The following is a 20,079-nucleotide window of genomic DNA, read 5'->3' as shown; positions in this document are numbered from 1 at the left end:
AGAGGCAGCCGACATGGCTACACCTAGTTATCTTTAACTTCATCGAACATTGTTTCAAAAATTAATTGGTGGTCTATTGAAGTGACATGAGATAAAGCTCGAATCATATTTTCCTTTGCTTGACCGATTTGCATTACAGCATGTGAGTCATGACCTATTTCATTTTCTAATGACTTTTTCGTTGACAGTAAAGCTTTATTTATAAGGTGAAAATCTTGGTTTTCATACACTCTTTTTCCCCTCCTCTTTAGGGAATAAAATATGGATAATTAAATATAAGCCACAATCCATTAATTATTCCATATTTTTGAGATCCTCATACCTAAATATATATTTAACAAATCGGAGGTAATTTATTCCCAAGAAAAAGGAAATCGTCTATTAAATGAAAAAGGAGATTCAAACCAACGGTTGAATCTCTTTGTTATATTTATTCTTCTACTTTTATAAATCCTTGCTCTTCTAAATCAGTTGTTAAATTTTCAGGTGTTACAATATAGTATGTATTTCCCTTATCATTTGTAATAATGATTTCTGTAGGACTCGCATCCACACGTGCTGCTTCAAGAGCAAAATATTTAGGTCCTAAAACATCTGATAATGATGACAAACTAGCCACCTCCTTTTTCAATTAGTATAACATGTTGATTCAATTCCTTTTTGTAAAGGATTAAAAAATTATTTATTTCTTGGCGGTCTTATATTTGACCAATACTGGTAATAATCCGTCTTAATAAAACCGTTAAAAAGTTTTCGTTTCTTAGTAGCCGGTTTGCCATAGAACTGTTCAAATCCTTCATGTGAAGTAAGCATATAAATACTCCATGTATCTAATTTAGAAAATGCCTGTCCCATCTCTTTGTACATATGCTCAACTTCTCTTTTTTCACCTAAACGTTCCCCGTATGGAGGGTTACCAACTATTACACCGAATTCTTTTGTTGTTGTAAAATCCTTTACTTGCATTTGTTTAAACGAAATAATATCGCCAAAGCCAGCTTCTTCTGCATTTCCTTTTGCGATATTGATCATTCGATGATCAATATCTGAACCGAGTATATCCATCTTTCGGTCATAATCCGCTTTATCTTCAACCTCTTGTCGAGCTAAATCCCATTTTTCTCTTCCAATCCAGTCCCATTCTTCAGATGCAAAGTCACGGTTGAATCCGGGAGCAATATTTTGACCGATAAGTGCTGCCTCAATTGGAATAGTACCTGAACCGCAGAAAGGGTCAACGAATGGTTTATCAGGTGTCCATCTTGTCAGAAGTACAAGTGCAGCTGCTAATGTTTCCTTTAGTGGTGCACCACCTTGTTCGATGCGAAATCCACGTTTATGTAACCCTGCTCCACTGGCATCAATTGTAATTGTTGCCACATCTTTTAACAAGGCAACCTCAATACGGTATAAGGGACCATCCTCATTAAACCAGCCTGTTTTTTTATAATGTAACTTTAGTTTTTCCACTATTGCTTTCTTAACGATTCCCTGACAATCAGGAACACTGGCTAATGTCGATTTGACAGATTTTCCAATAACTGGAAATTCAGCATTTTCAGGAAGGTAGTCACCCCAATTTAACGCTTTTGTTTTTTCAAACAACTCATCAAATGTTTTTGCCTGAAATTCTCCTACCTTTATTTTAATGCGGTCTGCAGTCCGAAGCCAAAGATTTGAACGACAGATAGCCAACTCGTCAGCTTCATATGTCACCTTCCCATTTTCAATATTGCATTCATATCCTAAATCCTTCACTTCTTTCCCGACTATGGCTTCCAGCCCCATTGCCGAGGTTGCAATTAATGTTATTTTTTTCATTGTAAACCCTACCCTTATGTAGAAAATTCTTGTAAATCATTATATATCTTCGACCATATTCTTCGTATATATCCAAGTCTATCCAACAAAAATGATTAAATAAAAAGGAGCTGATATGATCAGCCCCTGTTCTTTATCAAATGATACTGATTTCAAATAACGTTCGATAAGCCATGTTTTGTTCCATCGTACTTCAAACGGCATAAGCCTCGTACTCAGGTGGTAATCATCTATCTACAAAAGCTATGAAGCTTCTGTCCTTCTCTTTGTTCAATTCCTCCAAGAAGGTGCCCCTACCATAATTTGGGTTTCTCGCTCGTGGGGTTTACCTCGTTCCACTCTTACGATTTCTCGTAAGACTCCGTCACTGTGGCACTTTCAAGGTATTCAGGCCATATCCACAATTAGACTTAGGTCTTTTCCCTGCCGTCAGCCAAGCGAACCCGGCTGCCCTAGCTTATGAATTCGCTAGGCACGAACACTACGGGCATCTCAGCACCGTGCGAGCATGGACTTTCCTCTACAATCCTTAAGACTGCAGCGATTACCTGAACGTTATTAACGAAACAGTAACATTAGTATACCTAATCATTACACACAAAACAAGTGGAAATAATTAGTGATCAATCGTACAATTTACTACCAAATACATGCTTTTCTAAATTTGATAATCGTTTTAAAATATCAAAGTTTGTGGTATTTGTTTGTACAGGTGTTTGTTTTTTGTATGTATCATCCAACTGCTTTTTCAAGCGTAAATTTTCCTGCTGTAGATCTTCATATTCTTGGTGGAATGTTTCATAATCCTTTATAATTTGATCTAAAAATTTGTCTACCTCTTCTTGCTTGTAACCTCTGACACCTGACTTAAATTCTTTTTCTAAAATCTCTTTAGCAGTTAACTTTAATTTATCGGCAAGCATTTCTTTCACCTCATTATAGCGAAGTCCTCAATTTATATTTTTTCAGAAATTATGTAAATTGTCAATTTCATTGTCATGTAAATTTAGTAAATTATCTGCTTTTTACCAAAAATCATTATTTTTCATTGTTTCTTCCTCGACAACACTTTGTAAATCTAAGAAATTAATCGTACTGATCATATAGGATGTTAATTGCTGTTTTTTTCTTGCTGTTTCCAACAGGAATTTAGGAGTCCCTTCTTTTTCTTCGTCATATAAGAGTAATAAACCATCACTTTTGTCTACAAGAAATTGATTTTTTTGCTTAAATTGCAGTGGACTATCATATTCTCTTTTTGAAATACTATCCACAAAATCTGCTTGTGAAAGAATAAATTCATAGTATTCCTGGTTTTTCTCATTCCACTTTGATTCTTGATTTAGAAATGGAGTGAGTATGGCAATTTTTAACTCGGGATATTGCAATTGAAGTTCAAAAACCACGTCTGCAGCCCATAGTTCCACACCCATTTGTCCACTAATGATCACCCACTCTAACCCTTCCTCTAAATATCCTATCAAAGACTTTTCTATCGCCTTTTTAATATACTCAACAGCTTTATCATCTTGCTTAAAGACCCCTAATTCATGAGATTTATATCCTGAAACAGTTAAAACTTTCATTCAATCACCTTTATCATTATACGAACTTTTTTTCTAATTATAACGCAAATGTTAGTATTTATATTATACTCCTAGCTTATCTGATCATGTAAATGTTTTGTGTAAAGATGTTGATTCATCGTCATTTCCTAATATAAACAGAAAGGAGCCGAAATTCAGCTCCTTAGTGCTTTTCTGTTATCTAAAAAATGGTCCTGGACCAAAACCCGGACGTGGTACTGGACCTGGTCCGGGACCTCCTCCCGGTCCAAAACCCGGTGTTGGGCCGTACACATTAAAATGTTGGTGTGTAACCTCGTTTTGTACAGACTGAGTTTGAGGGAAATAGTGTTGGTGCTTATAAAATTCATGGTTTACAGTTGTTGTGTGTTGTGGATGAATGTGTGGTACGATTGTTTCAGAGTACGTATTGTTAACACAACATTTTGTTGGGTGTACGATTGGTGCCATAACTTTTGGTCTACAATGCATGTTGCATTCTCCTTTCATCTTTTTATCATGTCTTACACTTTTAGCCTATGATGAAAGGTACATACATGTACTAATTCAAAAACCTAATTTTTATAGAAACGTAAAAAAGCTATCTTTAAAGTTAGTAAAAATGAAGATGGTTAATACAATCACAATGAAAAATAAGTATAAAACACTTTTATACACAGTTGTCTTCTCCCTTATAAAAATTAATCTACAGTCCCTTATTTTACATCGTTCCCTATAATCCTACAATTCTTATTTATAACTTTCAAAAAAGTTCATGATTTCGTCAAAAAATGGCGAAATCACTCATTTTTTGCGCTTGCCCGGGCAATATACCGATCATATTTTCTTTCAATTCTTTCTTTCCTTTTTCTAATTTCCTCAGCATTTATTATCTCATTTAACTCAATATATTTTTCAGATCGCTGTCTTAGTATATCTGTGTATTCCATCGCTTTTAAAAAATCTTTTTCCTGATGCTCATAAAATTTAGCTAGTTCTACTGCGGCCTTAAAAGATACCTCTTTTGAGTTTGATTCACTCACTATTTCTTCCCAAAGCATGACAGCTTGTTTCCAATTCTTTTGCTTTTTGTAAAGAAGGGAAAGAGCAAATTTTGCTTGAGGTTCCAAACCTGATTCTTTTTTAACAAATGAAGTGTATGCATGAAGTGCTGAATCTTTTTCACCTATATACTCAAGCCACCTAGCAATTTCATAGTGTTCAGAGTTGGTTGTTTTACTATTTATATCTAGTAATTTAGTAGAGAGATGAATATACAGAGTGATAAGTGATAAAACATCAATTTCATTATGTTTTAGTACGCCTGCGATAATTTCCGGTTTTTGCTGTTTAACAAATTCAAAATAGATCATCGGCGCTAAAAACCCCGGAATATCATTCTCACGCTGTATTCCTAATATTTCACTTTCTACCTTTGAAAGTTTCACTGATTCCAACTCATTTTTCCATAATCTTCGCGCTGCATGAAATAAATCAAAATGGCCAAAAGGAGGAAGACTCGGAACTTGTTCGCGAATTAGAGTATGTCTTGTCTTAACCTGAGGCCAGTCAAACGCTTTGCCATTATAAGTAACAAGTGTTTTGCTATTAATCCCTTTTAAAAAGCTTTGATAAAGTGCAACTTCATTACCCGGTTTAGGTAATAAATGTTGTTTAACGACAACACAATTATCCAACACTTGGGCTTGTCCCAATAAAAATATGGTATTTCCAGTTCCTCCTCCTAAACCTGTTGTTTCTGTATCAAAGAAAAATAATTCACCAGGATGGTGATTCTTCGAAGAAAGCGGGTGCTGGAGTTCACTTTCATTCCATCTAGCCACAACTTCCTTAAATTCTCTTAATCTATAATGCCCGTGTTTGTAATCAAGTGGATAAACTACCTCTCTTATCAAACAATACTGGCTATCATAAGTGAAAACAGCTGTTTGGTAATCCTCCCAAAGATCGTTAGAGGTTTGAGCAGGTTTTTCAGGAACAATCTCTTCTTCTCGAATCACGTGTTTTTTTAATCGATTTAGTTTATGTTTTACTGACATTTGCTTCATCCTTTAATAAGCCTAGAAGTAAATAAGCATCTTTTTTCAATGTATCAGATGAACCTTCCACCCCAATGCATGATGGACAGCCTGAATAACAAGGACACTGTTCTATTAATCTCAATGCCTCTGAGAGGACAGGACTCATCGTTTCATGAATTTTTTTAGAAAGACCTACACCACCTGGATATCGGTCATATAGAAAAACAGTCGGTTTTCCATTATGAATTGCTTTGATTTGAGCTACAACATGTAAGTCAGAAGGATCACACATTACTTTTAACGGTGCAACATGTTGCAATACGTTTGCAACACCTATTAATGATTCCTCCATACGTTTTTCACTCAGATCTTCTATCAGGTTCGATTGGAAACTCATCCAAGCTGAATTTGTATGGAGTTCTTCTTCAGGTAAATGAATAGGTCCTGAACCTATGTTTTCATGTGTATCAAACTTTATTTTTTTGAAAATAGTTGCCATTGCTTGGACAGTTACATCTCCATAACCAAAAACTGCATGGTCTTTTACATATGTTTCATCTTCCTCAAGAACCTTTAATTGCACAGCTAAATTTGCGTCAGTAAAATAATCTACATTTACTTCTCTTACAAATGCTTTTTTCTCTTCCCAATCCAACTTTTCAACTTGAAATTGGACTCCTTGGTGTAAATAAATGGCTTCGTCATGAAGCAGAGTCATTGCACTAAAGCGATCCATCTCACCAATCACCTTAATATTGGCAACATCCGATTGATCTATAATAATTACATTTTCTTGTGATGCAGAGCGAAGACTGATATTGTGAGCCGGAAAAGCATCATTCATCCAATGATACGTTTGATTATTGAAATACAGCACTCGTTCTTCAGCTAAAAATTGCAAGATATCTTCGAGCTCCAATCCATCAAATGTATCTCCTTCTTTAAACGGCAATTCAAATGCTGCACACTTTAAATGGTCTACCAGCACAACTAAATTATCCGGGTTTATGATAGCTGTTTCCGGATTTTGTTCAAAGAAGTAGCGAGGATTTTGAATGATGTATTGATCAAGAGGGCTGGAACTCGCCACCATTAAAATAACCGCTTCACCTTGTCTTCTGCCAGCCCTGCCGGCTTGTTGCCAAGCACTCGCAATGGTTCCTGGATATCCTGTCATAATACAAACCTGAAGACTTCCAATATCTACACCTAATTCAAGTGCATTTGTACTAACGACACCTAAAATCTCACCATTTCGGAGACCTCTTTCTATTTCTCTTCTCTGCTTCGGTAAGTATCCTCCACGATATCCCTGAATTGATTTTTTTGTAAGCTCATTTTTTATTAATTGCTGTAAATACGTTAAAATGATTTCCACTCGTACCCTACTACGGGCAAACACAATTGTTTGAATCTTATTTTTCAGAAATTCTCCTGCTAGCCGTCTTACCTCTAATGTAGCACTTCTTCTAATGTTTAGTGGCTTATTTACGATAGGAGGATTATAAAAGATGAAATGCTTTTTACTTGAAGGTGCACCATTTTTAGCAATTAGATTCATGGTCGTTCCAGTTAAGGTTTCAGCTAATTCCTGCGGGTTGGCAATTGTTGCAGATGTGCAAATAAATTGTGGAGTACTCCCATAAAATTCACAAATTCGTTTTAATCGACGAATAACATTTGCAACATGACTTCCAAATATACCTCTATAAATATGTAATTCATCTATCACTATATATTTGAGATTTTCAAACAACGATACCCATTTTGTATGATGAGGCAATATGGCGGAATGTAGCATATCTGGATTAGTTATTACGATATGACCTGCTTTTCTGACTTTTTGCCTAATAGCTGGGGATGTATCACCGTCATATGTATAAGAGTTAACCTGAACACCCATTGCTTCAATAATTTCGTTTATTTCAGATTTCTGGTCCTGTGCTAATGCTTTCGTAGGAAATAAATAAAGAGCTCTGCTGTTTTCATCAGTTATTATCTGTTGTAATACTGGAAGGTTATAACAGATCGTTTTACCAGATGCGGTCGGAGTAACCGCGACAAAGTTGTGACCTTGTTTAGCTAACTGATACGCATCATGCTGATGTGTATAAAGTTGTGAAACACCTCTTTTTTCGAGTGCCTCTTTTAAGCGCGTATCGATATCAAGTGGGAAATTAACATATTCGGCCTCTCTGGAAGGTATTGTATGCCAGTGTACAATCTGCTCATTAAATTCCTGACTTTTTTTCAATGAAAGCAGGATGTTTTCCAATGATTTCTTAAATTCCATCAAATTTCACTACCTTTTGCTTGAGTGTATCCCTTATAATCTATATTACCGAATAAACGTTCGTAAATAAAGTGGTATTGTTTAGAAACAAATGTTTCTTTCCTTTTTAGAGGCTCAGATTGCAAAAAGAAAAAGCAGATTCATTCTGCCTTCACGCCACTTTATTTAGTATGTACATTAACAATATGTGTCGAGCCTTTTATTACACTCTCAACTTCCAGACGTTCAATTCTCTCTACAATATCGGAATTCGTAATTATAATAGGAGAGATCGTACTTGCTGCCTTTTCTTTAATCAATTCGAGATCAAATGTCATTAATGGATCCCCTGCTTTAACCTTCTGACCTTCTTTAACAATTACATCAAAACCATTGCCATTTAACCCTACAGTCTCAAGGCCAACATGAATTAGCAATTCTATTCCTATTTCCGAACGAAGACCTATCGCATGCTTTGTGTGGAAGACTTGAATAACATGTCCATCAATTGGTGCCACAAGTTTACCTTCAGTAGGTTCAATGGCAATTCCTTCACCCATTAATTTTTGAGAAAATACCGGATCAGGAACGTGTTCAAGTTCAATTATATTTCCAGATAACGGCGCAAAAAGCTGTTCAACTGTACGTTTATCTTTTTTACCAAAAATCGACCTCAGCATAACATTATCTCCTTTAAACATATGTAAGGTAATATTTTACAATTAAATAACACTTAGATCTTTCTCAACATATAATACTCTGACATAACAAGGCAAGGAGGTTATATTATGAGAAAGAAAAATGAATTGACAAACAATAAACAAGACCCTCAAAATGACCAATTGGATTTTTTTCAAATAGTTGATCATTTCTTTCGTTCTGAACCGATCAGACAATTTATGAATGAGTTTGATTCTATGTTTGAAGGTTCATTTCCACAAAAATCGATACATGTTAATACTTACGAAACAGATCAAACATGTGTAATTGATATGCAAATTCCACCAGTTAAAAAAGAGCAGATAAAACTGGAGCTAATGGATCAATATTTGACGATTTCCATTACCAATCGTGAAGAAATCAAAGAGTATAACGAAAATTCTTCAACTTTTAGAAGTTACTCATCACTTGACAGTTTGTCAAAAACCATTGTTCTACCGTACAGGGTAGAAGAACACGAGATAAAAACCAAATATAAAAACGGATCTTTGCTTGTTACAATTCCTAAGAAGTCAACACAAATATTACTTGAAGATGATTCTATATAAATATTCTACAATGTTTGATTAAACTTCGTAAATAGGTATGCTTAAGCAAATTTCAAAACAAAATAAAAACGCTCGACTCTCTTTTATAAGGCGCTAAAACGAGAGCTGGCGTTTTTTTATTTAACTATTTTTGTGAGATTTACTCCCGTATTTTGGATTTTCTTCAGGAGTTGGATCCTTTGCTAAATCTTTGGCTGACCTTGTCACTTCTTGATTTTTGATTGTATTTTCCTTCATCTTCGTCACCTCCTTCTTATGATGACTTTAATTACACGGAGTTACACGTTAAAAAAAAAACCAAAAATTGTCGCGAGAAAAAAACGATTCACATCAAACAATAAATTAAGGAGGTGCATAGAATATGCCTAATAAAAAAAATAAACTACCTGATTTCAAAGAGCTTGATGACCGATTAATAGCAGAGGCATCACATTCTCCATCTCTCGTGATTAAAACGAACTTGGACAAGGATAATGTGAAAGAAGATAATCCTTATGCAACAGATCATTCAAATTCTCCTGCATTTGAAAATTTTTTTAAGGAATGATGAAAGATGGACTTTACTCTCGGATACTTAAGAGAATCATTATCAAATTACGATAGAAGCTCTGTATGTAAGAGAATTACTAACAAGTTAAAAAATGGAAAATTCCATTCTGAATTAGACTTTGTTCGAATACTCGAAGAAGATGAAATTCAATTTTTAAATAATGTTTTACCTGATGAAATTAAATATGCGTTTAATGAACAAGATTTTATAAGAGGTAATCAGCTTAACGAAGTTTATGAGCTGCTACTATAGTCTTTATACAGGGGTTCTCATGAATAGAAATAGTAATCATTACATTAATATCAAGTTCCAAACCGGGGCAATTGATCGTGAAGGGGTGAATGGCTGTCAAGTAGAAGATGTTATTAGCGTTCTAGTAGACCAATTAAAATCTCATCAAAATGGTGATTTTGCTTGCCCGGAAAATTCAATCGCTATTTCAAATCTTCAAACAGCGAACTATGCATTAAGAGTTAGAAAAGAACGAATGGAAGACAAACATAGAGGTATTGAAACACATGCAACATTTTAATACAAAGAAATACTCAAATACAGATGTAGAGGAAGTTAAAAGGTTGAATGCTAATTCAGGTCTATCTTATCGTGAAGTAAAAGAACTTCTTGCCAAAAAATATATTAGAAAAACTTGACTTGTCGCCAAGTCCTAAGGGCGCATTTGTTTTTCTTATACTATCATCCTTTAAAATTTATATACTTTCTGATATTAAAAAGTAACTCATGATTTTAAGGGGCTGTCTCAACTTGACAGTCTCTCAACTTGACAGTCCCTTTTAAATAGCCTTTTATGGTATGTTACACATTATTTAAACATAGATGTTACACCTTTAAAAAGCCCGCCCATTTGATTAACAGCATTCATCATTTGACCTGCTGTGTCCATCATTTTATTAAAATCTAACTGTCCGTCAGATTTCTTAAATTGTGATAAGACGTTTTGGAATCCACTTGGCTGAGGCTGCTTAAAATAAGGTAAGGGCTTAGGATATGGCGTAGGATAAGGATAATTCATAAAAGGATTTTCAACATTCCCATTATAATTACCATTACCATATGGCTGTTGATAAGACTGAAATGGTTGTTGATACCCATTTTGATGGAATGAAAATTCATGTCCTTGAGACAACATTTGATTTATATATTGCTGATTTTGATATCCAACAGGTTGGTGTTCATAATATGGAAATGCTTGAAAGTATTCATTTTCTCTTCTCCGGGACCTTCTATTGAAATACGGGTATGTTTGGTGCATGTAGTAAACCTCCCTATAGCTCAATTATTGGTACTGTATTATATGATTCATTTGCCTATAATGTGAAAGGAAAGACGCTATCAAAAGATTCACTACTTATAATAATTTATCTATGTTCATACATGAATATCGCTAGGTTAGTTCATATTAGGAAAGAATCATGAAAAGGAGGTCATACAATGGCTCGAGGTAAACATTTTAATCATAAAGAAAAAGGACATGCTCCTACAATTCCAAGTCATGGTCAGGAAGTTACAGCTAAAAACACAGAACATGTTGAATATGACATAAAAACAGTTGGGACCGAAAACGAACGTCCTGTTAGTATAAAGGTTGATGAGTAAATAAAACAAATAAGGACGTACTCTTATTGAGGGGCGTCCTTTTTTTCTATTTCATCTATAATTGTATTTAATACATATTCAACCGAGTGATGCAGGTTATGAAATCGTTGTTTGTTTACGTCTTTATAAAACGATTGGAGAACTACTTGCTCTATATTTTCCATGGCGGACTCAATTTGTGTTTGATGGATATATTTAGGTTTCTCCTTTTTTATCCAACCTAAAGCATGTTGTTCCCAACCATTTGCTTTATGTTTAACCAGTTCAAAAGTTGGTTTAACCTGCTCATAAAAGTATATTTCGGTTTTTTCAGGCTTAGTTTGTAAAGAGTCAAATCTGTCCTTACATTCAGTTAAACATTTTAACAGATGTAGTGAGGATTTGATTAGATTTATATAGCTCAATTTGGTCACCTCAAGCTAATCATATCAAATTCTCCTTTATATTACACTTTTTTCATTACGCATTCGTCGCAGCGACAGGGAATTGATATTGCTTATAATGATCTTGTTTATGATGTGCTTTGTTTGTAATTGATGCTTTTGATATTGATGTTAGTTGACGATCGATTTGATCCACTTTCTGCATGATCTTATTCTCAAGTCTTACTGGAGTTTTATGGTGTTCTAAGGCCATCTCTAGTTTTATTAATTCAGTTTCCAATTCTGCTAACTTTTCCTCAATTACACTTTTTTCAATCATATTTTTCATCATTCTCCCTCCTCTATTGCTATGTATTCGGCATTTCATTCTTTCCCCCTTCACGCTTGACAAAACTAGTTTCTATTCGGCAAAGAAAGCGAATTTATTCATTTTTCGACACCTTCTTTTGACTGTATGGAAATGAGGATGATCGCACAAAATAACAGTAGGAGGTGCTAAAGATGGCAAAAAAACCTAAAGATAAACAACAAACAGCTGAAGACAAAACGAAAATCCCTACTGATAAAAAATTAGACGGTCCGAATCGTCCTTCTACATAAGGGCAACTAGTCTTTTAAAAAGCAAGGCAATTGAGCCTTGCTTTTACCTGTTTTCAAGCTCTTTTATCCATTCCTCCAATACTCTTGCATTAGAGTCAACAGGTGTAATTGATCTTGTTTATGTTTAAACCAATCCGTTACCTCATAATTTTGTGGTATTTTCTTTTCCTTAAACCATTTTTTTATATTCTGACCATGAAACCAATCTTTTCTTTTTCCGTCTAATGTATGGGAGACAATTGGATATGCCATCCGTAACAAAGGAGTTTCTCTTCTTCTCTTTTCGGGAAAGTATTTTTCATAATCATATCTTGATCCAGTGTGAGGAACAGTTTTTGCAAATGCTTCAAACTGCTGATATAGACCAGCATGAAATAATAGCCAGCCCAACCGCTTTCCCAAGTCTATCCGATTAGTTAGGTTTTGAAAGTTATAAACAGAAAAACCATATAATTTTCCTTGTAAATTTGGAAAAACGATTGTACTGAAATGAAACAAATCTTGAAGTTTATACGGGGCTGAATGAAAGACATGCTGTTTATAAATTTTTTGTTTAATAACGGGTTGTTGTATAACGTTTTGTTCATTAATAATAAGTGAAGTCATTAAGCGGTCCATTGAATGATGTTTCCAAAAATATTCCCATTCTTCTACCATAAACTTTGAGACACTAAAATGGGTTAAAAGATAAAATAATGGTTTCTTATATCGTTTTGAATATTCATAAATAAGTAACTGTGGATAGGCATCTTGAAAAATTGTCCAGTTTGCTCGTTCATATGTCATAAATAATAAATTTCTTTTCTCTGAGTTAAGAGCTTTTCTAAACCATTTACCTTTAAGGTCTGTCATATTCCAACCGGCATTTCTGGAGACCATGCTTGCCAAGAAAGCCCATTTTATCTCAGGATGCCTAAAAAAATATTTTTCATAAGCGCTTGTTCTTGTAATATTGTCAATATTACATATATTCGTTTCATGATGAATATAAGCAAGCAATGATGGTTCATTTACTAATGTTTCTTTACTAATTTTAATCATTTTCATCCTCTACACTCCTCATACTTCTATTGTTACCCGATAAAGAAGTATGTACGCATTAACAAAATTGAAACTTTTTTATCATTCCTTTTTCATTTTTTTTGGTATGATAGGTAGTAGTTTTAAAGAGGAGGTAAAGTATGATCTTTCGTTATCCTAACGGAAAGCCTTATGAACCCAAGGTTGAACAAAAGAAAAAACAGCCACCTTCTATTACCTACAGCAACCGTGGTATGTCACTTGAAGATGATTTAAACGAGACAAATAAATATTATCTTGAAAATCAAGTAGCTGTTATACATAAAAAACCAACACCTGTGCAAATTGTGAATGTGGACTATCCCAGAAGAAGTGCCGCTGTCATTAAAGAAGCATACTTTAAGCAAAGTTCAACAACGGATTATAATGGAATTTATCGTGGAAAATATATTGATTTTGAAGCAAAGGAAACAAAAAATAAAACTTCATTTCCTTTACAAAATTTCCATGACCATCAAATTGAGCATATGAAAAATGTCCTATTTCAAGATGGAATTTGTTTTGTTATTTTATCTGCATTCAACCAGTTTTATTATTTGGATTCTAACCATCTGTTAACCTTTTGGGATCGGCAATTAAATGGCGGTAGAAAATCTATCACTTTAGACGAATTAAATGAAAGTGGCCATATAATCCCTACTGGATATCAAGCAAGGATTGACTATATCAAAATAATAGATAAACTATATTTTTAAAGATCCTTAAATTTGAACTAAATTTGTAATGAGAGAAAAATGAATAAAGCCTAAAATGAAAGGTTGGAATTACATGTCTGAACAATATAAGAGTCGTGAAGAACGAAGAAGAAAACAGACTCAACAAAGTTCAAAGAAAAAAATGAATAAAAAACCAAAAGCTGGATTATGGAAAAAGATCCTTATAAGCCTTTTAGCAATTGGTATTGTCGGTATGTTGGCCGGCGGTGTTACTTTTGCTGTAATGGTTGCTGGGGCACCTCCACTAGATGATAAAAAACTAAAAGATTCATTTTCATCGAAAATATACGATATGAATGGTGAGGAAATCACCGAATTTGGTCAAGTTAAGCGTACATATGTACCGTATGATGAAATTCCAAAAGTTCTTGAAAATGCTGTTTTAGCAACTGAGGATGCACGATTTTATGAACATAATGGTGTTGACGTCATACGTCTTGGAGGAGCCGTTGTTGCCAATATTCAAGAAGGGTTTGGTGCTGAAGGTGCAAGTACGATCACGCAGCAGGTTATTAAGAACTCTCTATTAACTCCAGAAAAAACAATTTCACGTAAAGTTCAAGAATTATGGCTGTCTTTTCAACTAGAACAAAAATATTCTAAGCAGGAAATTCTTGAGATGTATTTAAATAAAATTTATTTTCCTGGTAATGTTTATGGAGTAGCACAAGCAGCGCAATCATTTTATGGTAAAGACTTGAATGAGTTAGAACTTCATGAAGCAGCAATGATTGCAGGTATTCCGCAAAGTCCAAATAACTACAACCCTAGGACAAATCCTGAAAGTGCTGAAAAACGCCGCAACATTGTGTTAACACTAATGGCTAAGCATGGTTTTATTACACAAGCTGAAGCCGATGAAGCAAAAAGTATCCCAGTTCAATCAACTGTAATTGAGGATACTGAAAAAGCTAATCCATATCATGCATTTGTAGAAGAAGTTATAGAAGAAGTAAAAGAAAAAACAGATATTGATGCAGGATCAGCCGGATTACAGATTTATACAACACTGGACCCTGATGCACAGGATACGGTTGAGAATGTTATGAATGGTGATGCAGTTAATTTTCCTGATGATGAACTTCAAGCTGGAATCGCCTTAATCGACACAAAAACTGGTGAAATTCGAGCAATCGGTGGAGGCCGTAATCAGCCTGTAGGCGGTTATAACTATGCTACTGATACAAGACGTCAGCCGGGTTCAACAATTAAGCCTGTATTAGATTACGGCCCTGTTATTGAACATGAACAATGGTCAACGTACGAACAAATTGATGACGAACCGTATACTTATAGTAATGGAACTCCCATTAATAACTGGGATCGAAAGTTTAAAGGGACAATGTCCATTCGTGATGCTTTAGCAGATTCACGTAATATCCCAGCACTAAAAGCATTACAGAAAGTTGGATTAGAAAAAGCCCAAGCCTTCGCGCAAGGATTAGGTATCCCATTGGAAGAAATCTACGAATCCTATGCAATCGGAGGATTTGATCATGGAGTCTCCCCTCTTCAAATGGCAGGTGCTTTCAGTGCATTTGGTAATAATGGGATTTTCAATGAGCCATATGCCGTAAAGAAAATCGTGTTAAGTGATGGTACAGAAATAAGTCTAGCTCCAGATCCAAAACCGGCTATGAGTGATTATACAGCCTTCATGGTGACGGATATGATGAAATCTGTTGTGGAATACGGCACAGGTAAATCAGTTCAAATTTCAAGAGTGAATATCGCAGGTAAAACCGGAACAACCAATTTCTCGGAAGATGATAAAGCAAAATATAATGTTCCATCTGGAGCCTCTAAAGATGCCTGGTTTGTAGGATATAACCCAAATTATACAGCTGCTGTTTGGACAGGATATAATATTACAAAAGATAGTGAGAAAGTTTATTTAGATTCTAATGACCAGCGACTAGCGAGAGCGATGTTTAGAGAAGTATTCCTAGAAATAGCCGGTGATGATGAATCTGATTTTGAACAACCAAACAGTGTTGTTAAAAAAGCCATTGAAAAAGGCTCAAATCCGGCAAAATTAGCAAGTGAATACACGCCATCCAGCAATATTACGTATGAATACTTCGTAAAAGGCGATGAACCAACAACTGTTTCTAAGAAATTTGAAAAAGTTAAAGTTGATAAACCATCAAATTTATCGATTAACTACGATCAAGTAAATAATTCGATTAGTTTAAATTGGGAATATGGAGACACAGAGAATGTTTCATTCGAAGTGAAACAATCGATTGATGAGGGTCCGTATGAAGTTGTAAACAAATCGAAAAACAAGAGTTTTACAATTGGGGATGTTATTCCTGGAGCTATTTATTCATACCAGGTTGTAGCTGTAAGTGATGAAGATGATAGTAATCGCAGTGCTGCAGCAGCGACAAAGGTACAGGTACCTGAACCTGAAGTTGATGTTCCGGAATTACCTGAAGATGGTACTGACGAAGAGACACCACCAGACGAAGAAGGTAACGAGGAAAATAACGGAAATAACCAGGATGAAAATAATGGGAATAACGGAAATAACGGCAACGGTCAAAATGGCAATGGAGATAACAATAATCAAGATGGTAACCAGGACAACCAAAACGAAGATGGTCAGGGTAACGGAAATGGTGAAACACCAACTGTACCAGATGTAGAAACAACAGTTCCTCCTACTAACTCAAACGGAAGTAACGAAGAAGAGGAAGAACCTGAAGAAGGACAATAAAATTTTTTCAAAGAACCGATTATTATGATCGGTTCTTTTCTTTTTGTTTATAAAAAAAAGATTATTCCATTTGAAATAATCTCCTTATATTTGTTTAAGTGCAATTGCCTTTGCATATATTTTTTCACATTCATCAAAAAGTTGTTCTAGCTGAATAAAAGCGTGATACTGAGTTGGTTTAGACATTATAAATAAAAGCCGTTCTTCGCAATTTACCGGCTTTCTATAAAAGTCATCCAGTTCTATATCGGAAGAACGCAGTCCAGGTACAGGTGAACGGTTTAACCAAAATAAATAAGCTATAAAAAGAGAAACACAGTGGGCAGGTAAACGTTCTGATTTATTGGATCTTTCTTTTTGCTTGTATATCTCTCTTGCACTTCCCTTTAATTGTTTCCACTGGTCCAAAATAATTGAAACAAAATCCTTAGGATTTTCCCAAGGATTAAATTCAATTGTTTCATTAAGAGCATATAACATATCAAAATAAAAAGGTTCATGTGAAAGAACATGTGAAATAACGCTTATATCTTGTTGTTGGAAGCTATTCTTTTCGGGATAAAAAAGAGGATTGCGAAATTGCTCAGGAATTTCCCATATTTTATTCCTATTTCGCATTTATTATTTTTTCCCTTTTCATTCGCTTTTGTCCTTCTCTACATAAGTGTAATAATGGACAACTCTCACATTTAGGAGACTGAGCCTTACAATGATACCTTCCAAAAAAGATTAATCTATGATGGGTAAGTGACCATTCCTCTTCAGGTACTTTTCTCATCAGCGTCTTCTCAACTTCTAAAACGGAATCCTTCCACTTGCATATACCGAGCCTTTTACTCACTCTCTCAACATGGGTATCCACTGCAATTGCCGGTACACCAAAGGCTACAGACATGACCACATTTGCTGTTTTTCTACCTACTCCGGCAAGTTTTGTTAACTCTGTGTGATCATTCGGTACTTCACCATTGTACTGTTCGAGCAATGTCTCACATAACTTACGAATATTTTTTGCTTTGTTTCTAAATAAGCCAATTGATTTAATATCTGTTTGCAATTCTTCCAGTGAGACAGCAAGATAGTCTTCAGGAGTTTTATACTTCTTAAACAAGTTTTTCGTTACTTTATTTACAAGTGCATCTGTACATTGGGCTGATAACGCAACAGCTATTACTAACTCGAACGGATTTTCATGTACCAATTCACAATGTGCATCAGGAAACATTTCCCCTATTGTATCTAAACATTCTCGAATCTGTACTTTTGTTAACACCATTTTCACCTTCTTTTGATATAAACTACTTCTTTAATTTTCAAGCCAGTTATAAAAAGGGACCTTTCTTTGATACTCCTCTTGCTGATCTGGCATATTTCCCTGGTTTCCTTGATGTTGACGAAATTTTTTGGAATGATTACGAGCCTGATCTATCGTCCTAATACCGTTTTTCTTCCATTCAAAAAGAATCCGGTCTATATACCGAAAATTAAGCTTTGCTGACATAACTGCTTCTCTTAACGCTGCTTTAATAATAACAGGGTCATAATCTTCTTGATCAATCCAGATAGACAGTGTTTCACATTCAAAAGGAGAAAGCGGACGACCAAATTCACTCTCAAAAACAGTATATAAGCTTTCGTCCTCTTTTTTGTTTTCCTCTTGAATTTTACGGTTGCTTTCATTTATTAGAAAAGTATAAAGCTTATCCCATAACGGCTTTAATGAGTAATGCTCAAAAAGAATAGACTCATGTTGATGTTCTTCTATCATTAAAAAACCTTTTTGAATTAAGTTTCTGAGGATTCCGGTACACTCTCCGGTTGAAATGAACATATGCTCTGAGAGTTCTGTTGGAGTAGGAAATTGATTTCCGGATTCTTTAAATTTTTTTACTTGAAGAAGCAAAATAAGTTCTTGTTCGTTTAAACCTAACTTTGCATAGTAATTTAATAAAATAACCGGAACAGATATGTTTCCTGTTTCTTGTAGATCAATAAATTGCTCTTTATTCATTAAAAACACCCCTTACCTTATGGTAGTATACCATGACAATTCCTCACATTGTATATAATAAGCTTCGGTTGATATTGCCAATTAAGGAAAATGAAAAATGAAAAACTGACCCACATTAGGAGTCAGTTTTCTTAATATTACGGATAAAGTCGATTTAATAAACGCGGGAATGGAATGGTTTCACGAACATGCTCTACACCACTTAACCATGCAACCGTTCTTTCCAGACCCAGTCCAAATCCTGAGTGTGGAACAGATCCATATTTTCTTAATTGAAGATACCAATCATATGCTTGTTCATCCAGCTTGTGTTCATCAATTCGCTGTTTAAGTAGCTCGGCATTGTGAATACGCTCTGAACCGCCTATGATTTCTCCATAACCTTCAGGTGCAATTAAATCTGCACATAATACCACATCTTCACGGTTTGGATCAGGTTGCATATAAAACGGCTTTAGGCTAGTAGGATAATGTGTAATAAACACCGGTTTTTCATAACTCTCTGCAATTGCCGTTTCATGTGGTGCGCCAAAATCATCGCCCCATTTAATTTCAGTAAACCCTTTTTCATGAAGGAACTTAATCGCTTCATCATAAGTAATTCTAGGGAATGGAGCTTTAATTTTTTCTAATTTAGCTACATCTCTTCCTAAAGTATTTAGTTCAAGGGAACAATTTTCTAAAACATTTTGAATGATAAACGATACATATTCTTCTTGAACTTTAAGATTATCCTCAAATTCATAAAAGGCCATTTCTGGTTCAATCATCCAAAATTCAATTAAATGACGACGTGTTTTGGACTTTTCAGCTCTGAAAGTCGGACCAAAAGAGAAAACTTTTCCTAACGCCATTGCTGCTGCTTCCATATAAAGCTGTCCACTTTGAGAGAGGTATGCATCCTCATCAAAGTATTTGGTATGGAATAACTCAGAAGTACCTTCCGGAGCACTTCCCGTTAAAATAGGTGGATCTACTTTTACAAACCCTTCATTATTGAAGAACTCATATGTGGAACGGATGATTTCATTTCTTATTTTCATTACAGCATGCTGACGTTTTGAACGAAGCCACAAATGACGGTGGTCCATTAAAAATTCAGTTCCATGTTCCTTTGGTGTTATCGGATAATCTACAGATTCCGTAATCACTTTAATATTTGTGATTCCGAGTTCATAACCAAACGGAGAACGCTCATCTTCTCTAACTATTCCTGATATATATAAAGAAGTTTCTTGGGTAATTGCTTTTGCTTTATTAAATATTTCTTCCTCTACTTCTGCCTTTACGACAACACCTTGGATAAATCCTGTCCCATCTCTAAGTTGAAGGAATGCAATTTTACCACTGGAGCGCTTATTTGCAAGCCAAACTCCAATTGTTACCTCTTGTCCAACATATTTTCCAACTTCTGCAATTGTTGTTTTCACTTTAT

General features: G+C 34.9%; 25 protein-coding genes and 1 other RNA gene. 8 read left to right on the top strand and 18 right to left on the bottom strand.

The features are described from left to right. Positions 1–23: 23 nt before the first annotated feature. The 10 genes from AC0L8O_RS07285 to AC0L8O_RS07240 all read right to left on the bottom strand — a co-directional run bounded on the left by AC0L8O_RS07285 (position 24) and on the right by AC0L8O_RS07240 (position 8,380). Positions 24–230, bottom strand: a complete 207-nt coding sequence (locus AC0L8O_RS07285) for a hypothetical protein (protein WP_473447145.1) — start codon at positions 228–230, stop codon at positions 24–26. A 200-nt stretch (positions 231–430) separates the two neighbouring features. Continuing rightward, positions 431–610, bottom strand: a complete 180-nt coding sequence (locus AC0L8O_RS07280) for a hypothetical protein (protein ID WP_026560158.1) — start codon at positions 608–610, stop codon at positions 431–433. 68 nt (positions 611–678) lie between these two features. After that, positions 679–1,821 (bottom strand): THUMP domain-containing class I SAM-dependent RNA methyltransferase, encoded by a 1,143-nt coding sequence (locus AC0L8O_RS07275; RefSeq protein ID WP_473447144.1) that lies wholly within the window; start codon positions 1,819–1,821, stop codon positions 679–681. A gap of 162 nt (positions 1,822–1,983) precedes the next feature. After that, positions 1,984–2,377, bottom strand: an RNA gene (gene rnpB / locus AC0L8O_RS07270) — RNase P RNA component class B. Between the two features lie 67 nt (positions 2,378–2,444). Further along, positions 2,445–2,744 (bottom strand): cell division regulator GpsB, encoded by a 300-nt coding sequence (gene gpsB, locus AC0L8O_RS07265; protein WP_226526691.1) that lies wholly within the window; start codon positions 2,742–2,744, stop codon positions 2,445–2,447. 102 nt (positions 2,745–2,846) lie between these two features. Beyond that, positions 2,847–3,407: an SLOG family protein gene (locus tag AC0L8O_RS07260; protein ID WP_473447142.1), complete on the bottom strand. Its 561-nt coding sequence runs from the start codon at positions 3,405–3,407 to the stop codon at positions 2,847–2,849. Positions 3,408–3,584: 177 nt separating this feature from the next. Further along, positions 3,585–3,878 (bottom strand): CotD family spore coat protein, encoded by a 294-nt coding sequence (locus AC0L8O_RS07255; protein ID WP_473447141.1) that lies wholly within the window; start codon positions 3,876–3,878, stop codon positions 3,585–3,587. A 308-nt stretch (positions 3,879–4,186) separates the two neighbouring features. Further along, positions 4,187–5,446 carry a ribonuclease H-like domain-containing protein gene (locus AC0L8O_RS07250; RefSeq protein ID WP_473447140.1) on the bottom strand — a complete coding sequence of 420 codons (1,260 nt, stop codon included), beginning with the start codon at positions 5,444–5,446 and terminating at the stop codon, positions 4,187–4,189. After that, positions 5,430–7,721 (bottom strand): DEAD/DEAH box helicase, encoded by a 2,292-nt coding sequence (locus AC0L8O_RS07245; protein ID WP_473447139.1) that lies wholly within the window; start codon positions 7,719–7,721, stop codon positions 5,430–5,432. The genes AC0L8O_RS07250 and AC0L8O_RS07245 overlap by 17 nt, the downstream gene beginning before the upstream one ends. A 161-nt stretch (positions 7,722–7,882) precedes the next feature. Next, positions 7,883–8,380: a PTS sugar transporter subunit IIA gene (locus tag AC0L8O_RS07240; RefSeq protein ID WP_473447138.1), complete on the bottom strand. Its 498-nt coding sequence runs from the start codon at positions 8,378–8,380 to the stop codon at positions 7,883–7,885. A 108-nt stretch (positions 8,381–8,488) separates the two neighbouring features. Here AC0L8O_RS07240 and AC0L8O_RS07235 point away from each other — a divergent pair, with 108 nt between their 5' ends. From AC0L8O_RS07235 to AC0L8O_RS07220, 4 genes are all read left to right on the top strand, one after another. Beyond that, positions 8,489–8,968, top strand: coding sequence for an Hsp20/alpha crystallin family protein (locus AC0L8O_RS07235; RefSeq protein ID WP_473447137.1), 480 nt, complete (start codon positions 8,489–8,491; stop codon positions 8,966–8,968). A gap of 361 nt (positions 8,969–9,329) precedes the next feature. Further along, positions 9,330–9,515, top strand: coding sequence for a hypothetical protein (locus AC0L8O_RS07230; RefSeq protein WP_473447136.1), 186 nt, complete (start codon positions 9,330–9,332; stop codon positions 9,513–9,515). 6 nt (positions 9,516–9,521) lie between these two features. Then, on the top strand, positions 9,522–9,770 hold the full coding sequence (locus AC0L8O_RS07225) for a sigma-G-dependent sporulation-specific acid-soluble spore protein CsgA (protein WP_473447135.1): 249 nt from the start codon (positions 9,522–9,524) through the stop codon (positions 9,768–9,770). Between the two features lie 19 nt (positions 9,771–9,789). Beyond that, positions 9,790–10,050, top strand: a complete 261-nt coding sequence (locus AC0L8O_RS07220) for an Acb2/Tad1 domain-containing protein (RefSeq protein WP_051475515.1) — start codon at positions 9,790–9,792, stop codon at positions 10,048–10,050. A 288-nt stretch (positions 10,051–10,338) separates the two neighbouring features. On the opposite strand, the gene AC0L8O_RS07215 is transcribed toward AC0L8O_RS07220, so the two are convergent. After that, positions 10,339–10,788 carry a YppG family protein gene (locus AC0L8O_RS07215; RefSeq protein ID WP_473447134.1) on the bottom strand — a complete coding sequence of 150 codons (450 nt, stop codon included), beginning with the start codon at positions 10,786–10,788 and terminating at the stop codon, positions 10,339–10,341. Between the two features lie 179 nt (positions 10,789–10,967). On the opposite strand from AC0L8O_RS07215, the gene AC0L8O_RS07210 reads away from it, so the two are divergent. Further along, a complete protein-coding gene (locus AC0L8O_RS07210) occupies positions 10,968–11,132 on the top strand; it encodes a hypothetical protein (RefSeq protein ID WP_473447133.1) in 165 nt (54 codons plus the stop codon). A 23-nt stretch (positions 11,133–11,155) separates the two neighbouring features. On the opposite strand, the gene AC0L8O_RS07205 is transcribed toward AC0L8O_RS07210, so the two are convergent. Continuing rightward, the gene (locus tag AC0L8O_RS07205) at positions 11,156–11,536 is read right to left on the bottom strand and encodes a YppE family protein (protein WP_473447132.1); all 381 of its coding nucleotides are present in this window, start codon (positions 11,534–11,536) and stop codon (positions 11,156–11,158) included. A gap of 55 nt (positions 11,537–11,591) precedes the next feature. Further along, the gene (locus AC0L8O_RS07200) at positions 11,592–11,846 is read right to left on the bottom strand and encodes a hypothetical protein (protein ID WP_473447131.1); all 255 of its coding nucleotides are present in this window, start codon (positions 11,844–11,846) and stop codon (positions 11,592–11,594) included. A gap of 170 nt (positions 11,847–12,016) precedes the next feature. On the opposite strand from AC0L8O_RS07200, the gene AC0L8O_RS07195 reads away from it, so the two are divergent. Then, on the top strand, positions 12,017–12,115 hold the full coding sequence (locus AC0L8O_RS07195; RefSeq protein ID WP_473447129.1) for an acid-soluble spore protein SspM: 99 nt from the start codon (positions 12,017–12,019) through the stop codon (positions 12,113–12,115). A 63-nt stretch (positions 12,116–12,178) separates the two neighbouring features. Here the strand turns inward: AC0L8O_RS07195 and AC0L8O_RS07190 are convergent, their stop codons facing one another. Beyond that, positions 12,179–13,162, bottom strand: a complete 984-nt coding sequence (locus tag AC0L8O_RS07190; protein WP_473447128.1) for a DUF2515 domain-containing protein — start codon at positions 13,160–13,162, stop codon at positions 12,179–12,181. 137 nt (positions 13,163–13,299) lie between these two features. Here AC0L8O_RS07190 and recU point away from each other — a divergent pair, with 137 nt between their 5' ends. Both recU and AC0L8O_RS07180 read left to right on the top strand, forming a co-directional pair. Beyond that, on the top strand, positions 13,300–13,890 hold the full coding sequence (gene recU / locus AC0L8O_RS07185) for a Holliday junction resolvase RecU (RefSeq protein ID WP_473448742.1): 591 nt from the start codon (positions 13,300–13,302) through the stop codon (positions 13,888–13,890). A 73-nt stretch (positions 13,891–13,963) separates the two neighbouring features. Then, positions 13,964–16,633 (top strand): transglycosylase domain-containing protein, encoded by a 2,670-nt coding sequence (locus AC0L8O_RS07180; RefSeq protein ID WP_473447127.1) that lies wholly within the window; start codon positions 13,964–13,966, stop codon positions 16,631–16,633. Between the two features lie 84 nt (positions 16,634–16,717). On the opposite strand, the gene AC0L8O_RS07175 is transcribed toward AC0L8O_RS07180, so the two are convergent. The 4 genes from AC0L8O_RS07175 to asnS all read right to left on the bottom strand — a co-directional run bounded on the left by AC0L8O_RS07175 (position 16,718) and on the right by asnS (position 20,074). Further along, on the bottom strand, positions 16,718–17,251 hold the full coding sequence (locus AC0L8O_RS07175; RefSeq protein WP_473447126.1) for a YpoC family protein: 534 nt from the start codon (positions 17,249–17,251) through the stop codon (positions 16,718–16,720). After that, positions 17,241–17,906 (bottom strand): endonuclease III, encoded by a 666-nt coding sequence (gene nth / locus AC0L8O_RS07170; protein WP_473448739.1) that lies wholly within the window; start codon positions 17,904–17,906, stop codon positions 17,241–17,243. Before nth ends, AC0L8O_RS07175 begins: the two co-directional genes overlap by 11 nt. Before the next feature lie 33 nt (positions 17,907–17,939). Next, entirely contained in the window at positions 17,940–18,644 is a 705-nt protein-coding gene (locus AC0L8O_RS07165; protein ID WP_473447125.1) for a DnaD domain-containing protein, read from the bottom strand. Between the two features lie 137 nt (positions 18,645–18,781). Further along, on the bottom strand, positions 18,782–20,074 hold the full coding sequence (gene asnS / locus AC0L8O_RS07160) for an asparagine--tRNA ligase (protein WP_026560178.1): 1,293 nt from the start codon (positions 20,072–20,074) through the stop codon (positions 18,782–18,784). Positions 20,075–20,079 lie beyond the last annotated feature (5 nt).

Source organism: Metabacillus sp. KJ11-3, from assembly GCF_055808295.1.
This window is presented reverse-complemented; position numbering and strand designations above follow the sequence as displayed.